Below are 13,401 nucleotides of genomic sequence, written 5' to 3'. Positions count from 1 at the left end.
CATGACGAATCCGGCCGAGAGACTCGTCGATCTGCTCGACCTGGAGCAGATCGAGGTCAATATCTTCCGCGGGGCCAGCCCCCAGGAACACCTCCAGCGTGTCTTCGGCGGCCAGGTCGCGGGCCAGGCCCTGGTCGCCGCGGGCCGCACCACCGAGGGCGACCGCCCCGTCCACTCCCTGCACGCGTACTTCCTGCGCCCCGGCCGCCCCGGGGTGCCGATCGTCTACCAGGTGGAGCGGGTGCGCGACGGCCGCTCCTTCACCACCCGCCGGGTCACCGCCGTCCAGCAGGGCCGCACGATCTTCAACCTGACTGCCTCCTTCCACAAGCCGGAGGACGGCGGCATCGAGCACCAGCTCCCGCCCCGCCGCGAGGTCCCGGACCCGGAGACCCTCCCCACGGTCGCCGAGGAGATCCGCGAACACCTGGGCGCCCTGCCCGAACAACTGGAACGCATGGCCCGCCGCCAGCCCTTCGACATCCGTTACGTCGACGGCCTGCGCTGGACCCGCGAGGAGATCGAGGGCGCGGAGCCGCGCAGCGCGGTGTGGATGCGCGCGGTCGGCCCGCTCGGCGACGACCAACTGGTCCACACGTGCGCACTGGCGTACGCGAGCGACACCACCCTCCTCGACGCGGTCCGCCTCCCCGTCGAACCCCTCTGGGGCTCCCGCAACTTCGACATCGCCTCCCTGGACCACGCGATGTGGTTCCACCGCCCGTTCCGTGCGGACGAGTGGTTCCTGTACGACCAGGAGTCCCCGATCGCCACGGGCGGCCGGGGCCTGGCCCGCGGCCGGATCTACGACCGCGAGGGACAGTTGCTGGTGTCGGTGGTCCAGGAGGGGCTGTTCCGGAAGCTGCCCGCTTGATCCGCATGCGCCTGGGCGCGCTGGGAGCGGCGGCGATCACCATCGCCGCCGCTCTCGGCATCCGGGCCGCCGGTTCGGGAGACTTCGCGAAGTACGCGGGGGACGCGCTGTACACGGTGTTGCTGTACGCGCTCGTGGTTGCGGCGGCACCCCGGATCCGCCCATGGCGCGCGGCGGCGCTCGCGCTGGGAATCAGCTGGGCGGTGGAATTCGCCCAGCTGACGCCGCTCCCCGCGGAGTTGAGCGCAAGGAGCACCCTCGCGCGACTGGCCCTCGGCTCGACCTTCAACGCCCCGGACCTGCTCTGGTACGCAGTCGGGGCGACCGCCGCCCTCGGCCTGCATACGCTGCTCCCCGGGGGCGCGGGGAACTGCGCGAGCAACCACCCACCGACCCGCGCGCGGTGAACCCCTGGCCCCGCGGAGCGGTTTAGGTGAAGGGGCGGGGAGGGGCACTGCCCGCCGCAGGCGCGACCCCGCCCGCGGGCCCGGTCGGCGGCGTGGTCGGCGGAGTGGTCGATAGGGCGCGGCTATTGGCGGCATACCCTAATCCGCCGTTGTGGGCGCCCCCTTCCTGCGCGAGTCTGGCCACGTTCTTCGAGAAACGGGCCGGCGCCGGCGCCGGCCCGGTCCAGCGAAGGGGAGGGCATGGCACCCGTTGTGGAGCGTAAAAGTCTCGCGGTCGCACAGCACCTGCGGCTCAATTTCATCGACGGGCAGTGGGTGGCCGCGGAGTCCGGGCAGACCCGGGAGAACGTCAATCCGGCCGACTTCGCCGATGTGATCGGCGAGTTCACCGAGTCCGGCGGGGTGGACGTCGACCACGCGGTCGACGCCGCGTCGGCCGCCCTCGCCTCCTGGCGCGGTCTCGGGCCCGTCAGGCGGGCTGCGTACCTCAGCGAGGCGCACCGCATCCTCGGTGAGCGCGCCGATGAGGTCGCCGCCGCCATCACCCGCGAGCAGGGCAAGCTCCTCGCCGAGGCCCGGGGCGAGGTCGAACGGGCGCGCGCGATACTGGAGTTCACCGCTGGGCAGGCCCGGCTGCTGGGCGGGGTGACGGCCCCGGCCGAGGAGGAGCGGACCTTCGCGTTCACCTTCCGCAAGGCGATCGGTGTCGTCGGGCTCATCGCCCCGTGGAACTTCCCGCTCGCCATCCCCATGTGGAAGGTGGCCCCCGCGCTGCTCGCCGGGTGCACCGCGATACTCAAGCCGTCGCCGCTCACCCCCCTTTCGTCCGCGCTGCTGGTGGAGGTCTTCCAGCAGGCGGGAGTGCCGGACGGGGTGCTCAACCTCGTCCAGGGCGATGTGGCGGCCGGTGAGGCGCTCGTCGCGAACCCCGCCGTGGCCGGTATCAGCTTCACCGGTTCGCTGGCCGTGGGCACCGCCATCCACCAGGGCGGAGCGCACCGACTGCTGCGTACGCAACTGGAGTTGGGCGGCAAGAACGCCGTCATCGTGTGCGACGACGCCGACCTCGACAAGGCCGTGGACGCGGTGGTCAAGGGGGCGTTCGGGCAGGCCGGGCAGCGGTGCAGTGCGACCAGCCGGGCCGTGGTCGACGTACGCGTACGGGACGAGTTCCTGGAGCGCCTGCTGCCGAGGCTCGCGAAGCTGCGGGTCGGCCCCGGCGACGATCCGGACGCGAGGATCTGCCCCGTGGTGAACACCGCCCGGCTCGACGCCGCGCTGGACGCCGTCGCGGGCGCCGTCCGCGACGGCGGGACGGTGCTGTGCGGCGGGGAGATGGAGGTCCGCGAGGACCTGCCCGAGGGCTGTTACGTGCAGCCGACCGTCGTACGGGTGGCGTGGGACAGCGAGTTGGCGCAGGAGGAGGTCTTCGGGCCCGTCCTCGCGGTGATCGACGCCGATGGCTTCGAGAATGCCATGGAGATCGCCAACTCGGTGAAGTACGGCATGTCCGGGACCATCTTCACCGCGTCCCAGTCGCGCGCCTTTGAGGCGATCGACCGCTTCGAGGCGGGCATGCTGCACGTCAACCGGCCCGGGGTGGGCGCGTACGCGCATCTGCCGCACGTCGGCTCGAAGGCCTCGCAGTACGGGCCGCCGGAGTGCTCGCCGGAGGTGTTCGACTTCTATACGGAGTGGCACTCGGCCTGCATCAGTTACTGAGTACCGGGTTCCGCCGCCTCCGCGAGTCTGCGCAGCAGCGGGGCCAGCGAGGTCACTGCGCGGGCCTCGCCCGGTGAGCCGGACCGACGACGCCCGGCCGTCGGTGGGGTCGGGTTCGCGGCACACCAGGCCCCGGTTCTCCAGCGCGACGACGGCCGCGGTGGCGGTGGGCTGCGAGCAGGGCACCTTGGCGGCCAGTTCGCCGATGCGCGCGGGACTCTTCTCATATCCAGGTGCCGCGGTCGTCGGGGCCGCGGCATTCCATGGTCTCGGTCATGGCGTCGACGACGTGCTGCTCGGCGCGCAGTTCACGGTCGTACGAGATCCATCCGCTGATTCCGCACATGCGGGGGCTCCTCCTGCATCCGGGCCGGCCCGCTTCAGGGCCAACCAGCTGTATCGGGCACCTATATTTCGAGGGTGCGTCCGGAGACGGCGGCCCGTCAACCGCCGGGCTGTCGGGGGAAGGGCGCGCGGGCCGGTATCGGCCGACTTTCGACCTGGTCCGCACGGCCGAGGAGAGCCGCACCTCAGGGCCGATCACGGGCCCCGTACGGTTCGTGCATACTTCCGCGCATGACGAACAGTTGGCCGAAACACCTCGACGTGGGCGCCGTGCGCTTCGCGCGCCCCACCGCCCACTACGACGAAGTCCTCGCCTTCTACCGCGACGACCTGGAGCTTCCCGTACTGGCGGCCTGGCGCGGCGACGAGGGGCACGACGGATACGACGGGGTCGTGCTCGGGCTGCCCGGCACCCCCGTGCACATGGAGATCACCCAGCACGGCAATCCGCCGCACATACCGGAGCCGCACCCGGAGAACCAGCTCGTGCTGTACCTGCGCGGACCCGAGGCCGTCGAGGCGGCCGTAGCCAGGCTGCGGGCGCGCGGACACGAACCGGTCGAGGCGGCCAACGCGTACTGGCCGGAACGGGGTTCGGTGCTCTTCGCGGATCCGGACGGCTGGCTCGTCGTCCTCGCGCCGTGGGTGTTCGGCGAGGACCCCGTACCGCAACCGAAGGGCTGACGGGAGAGGGCCGGGCCGGACCGCGAAGGCCGGGCCCCGGCGGTGGTCGACCACCGCCGGGGCCCGGCTCTTTGAGGGTCCGTCAGGCGGGGATTCAGCTGCTCGGGATCAGCTCCTGCGCCAGCCCGAACGACAGCGTCATCCCCGCCCCGCCCACCCCGTTGACGACGGTGACGCCCGGCTCCGGGTTCACCACGAGCTCGGTGCGGCCGTCGCGCAGGGACGGGTAGAAGCCGACCCAGCGCTCGGTGATCTCCGGCTTCGGGAGCTTGGCGAAGGTGCCCAGGTAGTCCAGGACGGCCCGGTTGATCTCCTCGCTCTCGAACGGGTCGAGGGTCCTGGCGTACGCGTGGCTGTCGCCGATGGTGAGGCGGCCGTCGGCGGTCTGGGAGAGCAGGACGTGGATGCCGTTCTCCCGGTGGAAGGGGTACTGCTCCCCCATCCGGTTCGCCAGCTCGGTGCGCGAGGTGCAGTCGTCGAAGGCCGCGTAGTGCAGCAGGGTGAGGCCGCCGCAGAGCATCGGGCCGAGCTCCCACCCGTCGGGCTGGGCGCCGGTGCGCATCATCTGGAGCTTGCAGCGGACGATGCCGGCCTCGGAGAACACCTCGGGGTAGAGGGTCTCGAAGTCGTTGCCGCTGCACACGAAGACGTTGTCCACCCGCCAGTCGCCCGCGGTGGTCGACACGGTGGGCAGGTCGATGCCGCGCACCGTGGTGCCGAAGCGGATGTCGACCCCGTACTCGCTGATCAGGTACTCGGCGACGGCCGGTATCGCGCGGCGCGGGTCCACATTCAGCTCGGTAGGGCTCCACATCGCGGCGAGCAGTCCGTCCTCGACGGCGGTGGAGCTGCGCTCCAGCGCCTCCTGCGCGGTGATCATTTTGGTGCCGTTGGCGCGGGCCGGCTCGGTGATGTCGACGAACTCCTCCAGGACCGCGACCTCGTCGGGGTGGTGGGCGAGGTGGAGGGAGCCGGTGGGCGCGGCCCACAGTCCGGTCTTCTCCGAGATCTCCTGCCATACGGCACGGCTGCGCAGTCCCCGGTCGTACATGGCGCCGCGCTGCTGTCCGACGGACCAGATCATGCCGAAGTTGCGGATGGAGGCGCCCACCGCGTAGTCGTCGCGCTCGAACAGGACGACCTTGTCACCCCGCTTGGCGGCGGCGAGCGCGTGGGCGAGCCCGACGATGCCGCCTCCGACAATCGCGGTGTCGGCACGGTTGACGGCTGCGCTGACCACTGTGTTCCTGACAGACATGCGGGGTCCCCTTCTCAAGACGTACGACAGGTACAAGATCAATTCGGGGTGTATACGGGGCGGCTGCGGGGCGGCGCCCGCGCGAACGCCGCCCCACACGCGAGTTGACTCCCCGTGCTGCTAGGCGGCCCTCGGCACCCTGTTCCAGTGCGGCACCATCAGCGCTCCGGCCAGCAGCGCGGCCACCGCGAAGAGGGTGAACAGGACGCCGCCGGACAGGAACCCGGGCAGCAGCCCGCCCAGGATGGCGCCGACCGAGCCGCAGCCGTTGACCAGCCCGGCGGCCGTACCGGCACCCTTGGCGCTGCCGAAGTCGACCGCTGCCACGCAGGAGATCATCGCGTCGGCGGCGTACACCGAGACCCCGATGACGGCCAGTACGGCGATCATGACGCCGACGCTGCCGGTCGCGGTGAGCGGCATGAACAGGGCCAGCGCCGCAGTCAGGATGCCCAGCGCGATGACGCAGGCGGGCGCCCGGCGTGACGTGAAGACGTGGTCGGAGACCCAGCCGATGATGATCGGCGCGACGACTCCGGCGACCCCGAAGGCGACCGGGATGAGTGTGGCGCCCGCCTTGTCGATCTCGGGGATGCGCTCGGCGACGATCACCGGGCCCCAGAGCAGGATCGCGTACCTGGCCGGCTTGAGCAGGAAGTAGCACAGGCCCAGGGTGAGGACCATGCGGTCGCGGAGGGTCTCATGGTAGAGAGCGAGGCCGGTGAGCTGCTCCTCCTCGGCGTCCCCGGCGGCCGGAACGACGGCGTTCGGGTCGTGGTCCGGGTCCTGGAGCCCCACGTCCTTGGGCGAGTTGCGCTGGAAGAGCAGGAAGAGGCCGAGTACGACGGCGAGGGTCGCGGCACCGGCGAAGAAGGCCGCCTGCCAGCTGTCGAACACCGAGTACGCCATCCAGCCGAGGAACGGCGGGGCGGCCAGGCCGCCGAAGGCGTAGTTGGTGCTCCACAGCCCCAGGACGCGCCCGCGCTCCTTGACGGTGAAGAAGTTGCCCATGTTCTTGCAGAGCGGCGCCCAGCCCGCGGACTGGGAGAGGCCCTGGAGGACCATGGCCCCGCCGAAGACGATGACAGCGCTGCTGAGCCCCATCAGACAGGCGGCGACGATCGCCCCGATCATGCCGCCGATGACGACGACGCGCGGCCCGAACCGGTCGGCCCACATGCCCCACAGGAACTGTCCCGCCGCATAGGCGGCGAGGTAGATGGAGTCGATGACTCCCAGGACCCCTTTGGTGAGAACGGTGTTGACGGCCGGGTCGTCCAGGATGCCCAGCTTGGCGACGGAGAAGGCCTGCCGTACGAAGTAGAAACCGGCGTACGCGACCCAGGTGATCGCGAAGATCTGCCAGCGCCAGCGCGAGGCGCGGGCGGAGCCGAGGACCGGGTTGACCTGGTCCAGCGCTTCTCGGGTGGTGATGGTCTGTGGTGCCTGTGTGGCCTGTGGTGTCTCTTGCGTTCCTTGCGTTCCTTGCTGTGGTACGAGGTCGGCCATGGCGGCGGCGTCCTGTCCTCGACGTGCACGGGTAGGTGGGTGAGCGGTGGTACGGGCACGGCGCGGCCCCGGCGCGCGCCCAGGCAGGCGCACCGGGGCCGGATCAGTGGGGTACTGCGGAGGAGGTCCTGCGGCGGCGGAGGTCAGCCGGTGAGGGAGCGGCCCGCCGCGAGGGCGGTGCCGACCCAGTACGCGTCGAAGTTGCGCAGCCGGTGTCCGGCGGGCAGCTCGACGGGGGCGTTCACCAGGAACGGCACCTTCTGCTCGGTGAGGCCGCCGTGCGAGCGCAGCGGCTCCTTGAAGCCCGAGATGTCGTGGCGCGAGGGCGTCGTACCGAGGGCGGTGTTACGGGTCGCGATGACGACGACGTCGCCGATCCGGTCGCCCGGCAGCTCGAACCGCTCGCAGGCCTCCTCGCGGGTGAGGACGGTGTCGACGCCGTCGATCGCGGCGACCTCGGCGACGAGCGCCGCGATGTCGGCGCCGTCCGGCAGGTGCACGGTGGCGTACGAGCCGAGCGCACCGTGGTGGACGGTGTAGGGGTCGGTGATCGGGAGGATCACACGGGAGGTGCCCTCGCCGAGCTTCCGGTCGAAAAAGTCCTGGAGGAAGACCACCTGGGCGACGCCGTCGGCGTCGGACTTGGCGTTCATGCCGTGGTCGGCGGTGACGACGAGGACCGCGCCGAGGGCGTCGATCTTCTCGAAGTAGCCGTCGAGCATGCCGTAGAAGTCGTTGGCGACGGGCGAGCCGGGGGCGTGCTTGTGCTGGATGTAGTCGGTGAGCGACAGGTACATCAGCTGCGGGGCGTCCTTTTCCAGGACGTCGGCACCGGCGGCCATGACCAGTTCGCTCAGCTCGGCGCTGTACACGGACGGCAGTTCCATACCGACGCGCTCCAGGACCTTGGTGATGCCGTTGTCCTCGTCGGTGACCTGGTCGGCCTTCTCGGCGGAGAAGTTGATGCCGTCGAGAAGGCCGCGGCCGAGGAGCCGGCGCAGCTTGTCCTTGGCGGTGATGCAGACGACCTTGGCACCCGCCCGGGAGAACTCCGAGAAGATGGTCGGCACCCGCAGCAGTTCCGGGGCGTTCATCATGATCTCGGTGCCGGACTCGGTGTCGTAGAAGTAGTTGCCGCAGATGCCGTGCACGGCCGGCGGCTGCCCGGTGGCGATGGAGATGTTGTTGGGGTTGGTGAACGACGGCATCGTGCAGTCGCCGCGCAGATCGGCGCCCCGCTCCAGCATCTTCTCCAGGAACGGCATCCGCCCGTCGGCGATGGCCCGCTCGTGGTAGGCGTCCTCGCTGCCGTCGATGCAGACCACGACGACGGGCCGCCGGGGCCACGGGTAGTCGCGGCCGTTGACCTGAAGCTGCTCCATGTACGGATCCACCTCTGTGTGTCGAAGTCGCGGGGCGGTGGCTGCCGCCCCGTGTGACATAGGTAGCACCCGGCGCACGGGGTCCAGAACCTCTCGGATTGCTATAGCGGCCATAGCCGTATTCAGGCCACCGCGACCCCTCCCCATCCGGCCGGATCGCGGTTAGGCTCACCGCGCGCACAGTTGATCAAGGGGGGCACATGGAGCTCAACCTCCACCGGCTGTGGATCTTCATGCAGGTAGTGGAGCACCAGGGCTTCTCCGCGGCGGCCGGCAAGCTCTACATGAGCCAGCCGTCGGTCTCCAACCAAGTGCGCCGCCTGGAACAGTCGTTGCGCGTCACCCTCATCGACCGCTCCGGCGCCCGGACCCGCCCGACGGCGGAGGGCGAGGTGCTCGCCGAGTACGGCAAGCGGGTCTTCCTGCTCGCCGAGGAAGCCGTCGCCGCGGTGCAGCAGGTCAGCGGTCTGGCCTCGGGCAGGCTGCTGGTCGGCGGTACGACGACGGTGGGCACCTATCTGCTGCCCCCGCTGCTCGCCCGCTACCAGCGGGAACACCCGGGCATCATCTGCGACATCTTCGTCGGCAACAACGAGGCGGTACTGGAACGGCTGCTGGGCGGCGGCATCGGCGTCGCCGTCGTCGCCGGCACCCCGACCGCGAACCAGCTCGTCGTGGAGACCGTCCTCGACGAACGGCTGGTGGTGGTCGCCTCCCCCTCGCACCCGCTGGCCGGTTCCGCCGACGTGCACCCGAGGGACCTGCGCGCTTCCCGCTTCCTGCTGCGCGAGCCGGGCTCGCAGACCCGCGAGCTGCAGGAACAGGTCCTGGGGGACTGGGAGTTGGCGGACGTTCCGCACGGTGACGTGTGGGGTCCCGAGGCAGTGAAGCAGTGCGTGGCGGCCGGGCTCGGGATCACCCTGATCTCGGAGCACGCGGTGGTGGACGACGTACGCTCCGGGGCCCTGGTCGTGGTCCCGGTGACCCCCGCCCCGCGCTCGCGCCCGGTGAACCTGGTCCGCCGCCGCGACCGCCTGCTCTCCCCTGCGGAGCGCGCCTTCATGACCCTGCTCCGCGAGATAGGCAGCTGGCCGCGCGAACTTCCGCACGGGTAGCGGTGGTTGGGTCCTTGGCGCCACCCCCGGTGAAGGGCATCCCGACGGCCCCGGTGGCAGTGGCGACGATAGGATTCAAGGAGCATTACATGATGACGTGCCGGGATCTGGGGGAACCGTGACCGCCCGAGAGCTGAAGTTCCGCAAACTCACCGCCGATCTGCGGCGCGGCATCCAGGACGGCACCTGGCCGCCCGGCAGCAAGCTCCCCACCGAGCGGGCGCTGGCCACCGAGACGGGTCTGTCGGTGACGACGGTCAGACGGGCCTACGAGGACCTGGTCGCCCAGGGGATGGTCGAACGGCGGCAGGGCGCGGGCACGTTCGCCCTCGGCCGTGTCCCCGGAGTCCCGCACCACCGGCGGGTGATCGGCGTCCTGGTCCCGGACACGACGCTCTACTATCCCCGGGTCATCCAGGGCATCCAGGAGGTCCTGGCGGAGGCGGGCGCCCAGTTCGTGCTGGCTTGCTCGCACTACGACCGCCGTACGGAGGACAGCGCGCTCGCCGAACTCCTGCTGTCCGGTGTGCACGGTCTCCTCCTGGTGCCGGGCCTGCACGTCGAGGGCGATCCGGCCCGCCGTGCGGAGGAGCTCCTCGCGCTGCCCGTCCCCGCCGTCCTGGTCGAACGGCGGCTCACGGCTGCGGGCCCCGGCGACCCGACCGAGCACGTCTGCACGGACCACGAGGGCGGCGCGTACGACGCGGTCCGCCACCTGCGCACCCTCGGCCACTCCCGCCTCGGCCTGGTGGTCCGTACGGACGCGGCGACGGCGGCCCCCATCCGGGCCGGATTCGCCCGCGCGGTACGGGACTTCGGGCTGGACACACCGGTGTACGACACGGCCCGGATGGACGAGTGGGACCCGGCGAGGGCGGACGGGTCGGTGGCGTCCCTGGTCGCGGGCAGTGTCACCGGCGCCCTGTGCTTCGGCGACCGCGAGGCGGCCCTGGTCCAGTCGGCCGCCCGCCGGGCCGGTCTCCGTACCCCCGACGACCTGGCCCTGGTCAGCTACGACAACGAGTTCGCGGACGTCGCGGAGATCCCCCTCACCGCGGTCTCGCCGCCCAAGTTCCAGGTGGGCCGGCTGGCCGCCCAGATCCTGCTGCGCCGTCTGGCGGAGGGCGACGCGTCCCCGCTCCACCAGGTGCAGTTGAGGCCGAACCTGGTGATCCGGGCGTCCTGCGGGGCACGGCTGGAGAAGCCGCCGGAAAACTGAGCCAGGTGGGGCCCGGCTCCCCCGCTCACCTCCCGGTCAGCGCGGTGGCGATGCGCCGGGCGACGATCCGGTGGGTGACCCGCATGGCCAGGTCCTCCAGTTCGGCCCGGCCGTCCTCGCCGTCGTACCTGCCGAGCGCCACGACCGCGGCCTCCGCCACCTCGGGGGCGGCCGGCGCCCCGCTCGGCAGGGCGGTCAGCGCGGTGTCGGCGAGCCGGGACAGGGAGGACGCCGTGCCGGGGGCGGGCGGCAGGAGCGGCAGCAGCCAGGCCAGACCGCGCAGGGCCTGGGAGTTGTACGGGTCCACGCGGTGGGCGAAGTCGATGTCGTGGTGCAGATGGGTGCGGAGCGGGACCGGCCGGGGCAGGCCGACGAGGTCGAACCAGCCGCACAGCCGGTGGCGCACCTCCTCGGGGCCGACCCCGGCGATCAGCTCGCGGGCGGTACGGGTCCACTTCGGCGAAGGGGCGCGGGCGGTGAGCGGGGCCCGGTGGGCCATCAGCCGGTGCCACGGCTCGGCGTCCGACGCCAGGTCCTTCAGCGCCCGGTCGGCCCACGGTTCGCCGGGGTTGAGCACGAGGCCCGGGAGTACGGCGATCGCCTCGCGCAGCGCGGGCTCGGCGTGCCGGTCGAGGGCGGTGCGCCGGAACACCGCCAGCACGTCGGGTCCTGGCGGCCGTCCGGCGGCCAGCTCCGCCGTCAGCAGCTCCCAGTCGCGGTTGCCGGACACGATCGTGAACCGGCCGGCCAGGTGAGCGAGCCTGGCCTGCCGCTCGGCCGCGAGCAGCCCCGGGTCGAGCCCGCGGACCACACCGCTCGCCACCACCAGGAGTTCGGCGCGCAGGTAGTCCGCGTCCCGCCCGAACTGCTCGAAGGTGTGCGGGCCCGTGTCCCGCACCGTGGGCAGCTGGTCGGCCCATATCCGTCCCAGCGCGAGCCGGTCGGCGTCGGGGAGCGCGCGCAGCAGCTCCATGTTGGCCTCGCCGGGTCCGGTCATGGACCCGTTGCGGCAGGCCGCCCTGATCACCGCGTGCGCGAGTCCGGTCAGGTCGCCCCGCCCGGCCAGCTCCCGGTACCCGGCGGCCTGCTCCACCAGAACCTGGGGGTCACTCAGCCATCTGCTCATGCTCCCGAGCGTAGGAGGCACCACTGACAATGCGCTGACAATGCCCCCGCGCACCGCGATAACTCATCTATTGCTCACTGATTGCTCATTGTGGGACGGCTCGTCCGCGACCAGAATCAGCCCGGCACCGCCCCGTCCGTACACGCCGTACCACCCCTGGGAGACCCCCATGACCGCCGCTGCCCACGTCACCGCCGAGATCGCCTCGCAGCCCGCCTGCTGGTCCCGGGCGGCCGAACTCGCCGCCGTGGTCGCCGGGCACGGGCTGCCGCAGCCCGGCGAGCGGGTCGCCGTCGTCGGCTGCGGAACCTCCTTCTACATGGCCCGCGCCTACGCCGTGCTGCGCGAGCGCGCGGGCCACGGCGAGACCGACGCGTACGCCGCCTCGGAGGCCGCGCTCGGCCGCCCGTACGACCGGATCGTCGCCATCACCCGCTCCGGTACGACGACGGAGGTGCTGGCCCTCCTCGAAGAGGTGTCGGGGCGCATCCCGGCGCTCGTCCTGACCGGCGTGCCGGAGGGGCCGGTCGCCAGGCACGCGGACGCCGTCGTGGACCTCTCCTTCGCCGACGAGCGGTCCGTCGTGCAGACCCGGTTCGCCACGACCGCGCTCCAACTCCTGCGCGCGGGGCTCGGGTTCGACCTCACCGCCTCGATCACGGACGGTGAGCTCGCGGTGGAGGAGCCGCTGCCGGGGCTCTGGCTGGACCGCGGCCAGTTCACCTTCCTGGGCCGGGGCTGGACGGTCGGCCTGGCCGACGAGGCGGCGCTCAAGCTGCGGGAGGCCGCGCGGGCGTGGACCGAGTCGTACCCGGCGATGGAGTACCGGCACGGCCCGATCAGCATCAGCGACGGGAACAGCCTGGTCTGGTCGTTCGGCGAGCCGCCGGCCGGTCTGGGCGACGAAGTGGCCGCCACCGGCGCCCTGTTCAGCGCGGACGCGCTCGACCCGGTGGCCTCGCTGGTACGTGCGCAGCGGCTCGCGGTGGAACTGGCCGCGCGCCGCCGCATGAACCCCGACCGCCCGCGCAACCTCTCCCGCTCGGTGATCCTCACCGGGGCCGCGGCCTGATTGTCGGTGGGTCGCGTTAGCCTGCGGTCTCGGGACATTTGATGCTCCCGAGCAACCGAGGAGGACACAGCGCATGAGCCTGTACGACATCCCGCTGCGCACCCTGGCCGGCGAGCCGACCAGCCTGGCCGCCCACAAGGGCAAGGCGGTCCTGGTCGTGAACGTCGCGTCCAGGTGCGGCCTGACGCCGCAGTACACCGGCCTTGAGGAGCTCCAGAAGACGTACGCGGACCGGGGGTTCACCGTCCTCGGCGTGCCGTGCAACCAGTTCGCGGGCCAGGAGCCCGGGAGCGCGGAGGAGATCGCGGAGTTCTGCTCGGCGAGCTACGGGGTCTCCTTCCCGCTCCTGGAGAAGATCGAGGTCAACGGCGAGCACCGGCACCCGCTGTACGCGGAGCTGACGTCGTTCGCGGACGCGGAGGGCGAGTCCGGGGACGTCCAGTGGAACTTCGAGAAGTTCCTCGTCTCCCCCGCCGGTGAGACCGTCGGCCGCTTCCGGCCGCGTACGGAGCCGGGGGACACGGTGGTCGTCGCGGCGATCGAGGCGCAGCTGCCGAAGGCGTGAGAGGGCGAGCGGGGGGGGGGGGGGGGGGGGGGGGGCAACAACAACCCCCCCCCCCCCCCCCCCCCCCCCCCCCCCCCCCCCCCCCCCCCCCCCCCCCCCCCCCCCCCCCCCCCCCCCCCCCCT

13 protein-coding genes are annotated in these 13,401 nt (G+C 71.8%); 8 read left to right on the top strand and 5 right to left on the bottom strand.

Annotated features, from left to right (window positions below):
• The first annotated feature begins 1 nt into the window (after position 1).
• The 3 genes from ACZ5PB_RS17985 to ACZ5PB_RS17975 all read left to right on the top strand — a co-directional run bounded on the left by ACZ5PB_RS17985 (position 2) and on the right by ACZ5PB_RS17975 (position 3,003).
• On the top strand, positions 2 to 874 hold the full coding sequence (locus tag ACZ5PB_RS17985; RefSeq protein ID WP_468692203.1) for an acyl-CoA thioesterase: 873 nt from the start codon (positions 2 to 4) through the stop codon (positions 872 to 874).
• Positions 875 to 879: 5 nt separating this feature from the next.
• Positions 880 to 1,281 carry a ribosomal maturation YjgA family protein gene (locus ACZ5PB_RS17980; protein WP_468692666.1) on the top strand — a complete coding sequence of 134 codons (402 nt, stop codon included), beginning with the start codon at positions 880 to 882 and terminating at the stop codon, positions 1,279 to 1,281.
• 240 nt (positions 1,282 to 1,521) lie between these two features.
• The gene (locus ACZ5PB_RS17975; protein ID WP_468692201.1) at positions 1,522 to 3,003 is read left to right on the top strand and encodes an aldehyde dehydrogenase family protein; all 1,482 of its coding nucleotides are present in this window, start codon (positions 1,522 to 1,524) and stop codon (positions 3,001 to 3,003) included.
• Between the two features lie 223 nt (positions 3,004 to 3,226).
• On the opposite strand, the gene ACZ5PB_RS17970 is transcribed toward ACZ5PB_RS17975, so the two are convergent.
• Complete coding sequence (locus ACZ5PB_RS17970) at positions 3,227 to 3,349, bottom strand: hypothetical protein (protein WP_468692705.1); 123 nt, start codon at positions 3,347 to 3,349, stop codon at positions 3,227 to 3,229.
• Between the two features lie 230 nt (positions 3,350 to 3,579).
• Between ACZ5PB_RS17970 and ACZ5PB_RS17965 the strand changes: the two genes are divergently transcribed.
• Positions 3,580 to 4,032 carry a VOC family protein gene (locus ACZ5PB_RS17965; protein ID WP_468692200.1) on the top strand — a complete coding sequence of 151 codons (453 nt, stop codon included), beginning with the start codon at positions 3,580 to 3,582 and terminating at the stop codon, positions 4,030 to 4,032.
• 94 nt (positions 4,033 to 4,126) lie between these two features.
• Here ACZ5PB_RS17965 and ACZ5PB_RS17960 read toward each other — a convergent pair whose 3' ends face one another.
• From ACZ5PB_RS17960 to phnA, 3 genes are all read right to left on the bottom strand, one after another.
• Positions 4,127 to 5,290 carry a TIGR03364 family FAD-dependent oxidoreductase gene (locus tag ACZ5PB_RS17960; RefSeq protein ID WP_468692198.1) on the bottom strand — a complete coding sequence of 388 codons (1,164 nt, stop codon included), beginning with the start codon at positions 5,288 to 5,290 and terminating at the stop codon, positions 4,127 to 4,129.
• Between the two features lie 120 nt (positions 5,291 to 5,410).
• Positions 5,411 to 6,799 (bottom strand): MFS transporter, encoded by a 1,389-nt coding sequence (locus ACZ5PB_RS17955; protein WP_468692197.1) that lies wholly within the window; start codon positions 6,797 to 6,799, stop codon positions 5,411 to 5,413.
• Between the two features lie 143 nt (positions 6,800 to 6,942).
• A complete protein-coding gene (gene phnA / locus ACZ5PB_RS17950) occupies positions 6,943 to 8,181 on the bottom strand; it encodes a phosphonoacetate hydrolase (RefSeq protein WP_468692195.1) in 1,239 nt (412 codons plus the stop codon).
• 200 nt (positions 8,182 to 8,381) lie between these two features.
• On the opposite strand from phnA, the gene ACZ5PB_RS17945 reads away from it, so the two are divergent.
• Positions 8,382 to 9,296 (top strand): LysR family transcriptional regulator, encoded by a 915-nt coding sequence (locus ACZ5PB_RS17945; protein WP_468692194.1) that lies wholly within the window; start codon positions 8,382 to 8,384, stop codon positions 9,294 to 9,296.
• Between the two features lie 118 nt (positions 9,297 to 9,414).
• The gene (locus tag ACZ5PB_RS17940; protein WP_468692192.1) at positions 9,415 to 10,515 is read left to right on the top strand and encodes a LacI family DNA-binding transcriptional regulator; all 1,101 of its coding nucleotides are present in this window, start codon (positions 9,415 to 9,417) and stop codon (positions 10,513 to 10,515) included.
• Between the two features lie 25 nt (positions 10,516 to 10,540).
• On the opposite strand, the gene ACZ5PB_RS17935 is transcribed toward ACZ5PB_RS17940, so the two are convergent.
• Complete coding sequence (locus ACZ5PB_RS17935; RefSeq protein WP_468692191.1) at positions 10,541 to 11,641, bottom strand: hypothetical protein; 1,101 nt, start codon at positions 11,639 to 11,641, stop codon at positions 10,541 to 10,543.
• 169 nt (positions 11,642 to 11,810) lie between these two features.
• Here ACZ5PB_RS17935 and ACZ5PB_RS17930 point away from each other — a divergent pair, with 169 nt between their 5' ends.
• Together ACZ5PB_RS17930 and ACZ5PB_RS17925 are read left to right on the top strand one after the other, a co-directional pair.
• Entirely contained in the window at positions 11,811 to 12,713 is a 903-nt protein-coding gene (locus ACZ5PB_RS17930) for an SIS domain-containing protein (protein WP_468692190.1), read from the top strand.
• Between the two features lie 73 nt (positions 12,714 to 12,786).
• A complete protein-coding gene (locus ACZ5PB_RS17925; RefSeq protein ID WP_468692189.1) occupies positions 12,787 to 13,278 on the top strand; it encodes a glutathione peroxidase in 492 nt (163 codons plus the stop codon).
• Positions 13,279 to 13,401 lie beyond the last annotated feature (123 nt).

The sequence above is a fragment of the Streptomyces sp. NPDC032721 genome, assembly GCF_055579625.1.
Note: the sequence above shows the minus strand (reverse complement) of the source record. Positions and strands in the feature narration are given on the sequence as shown.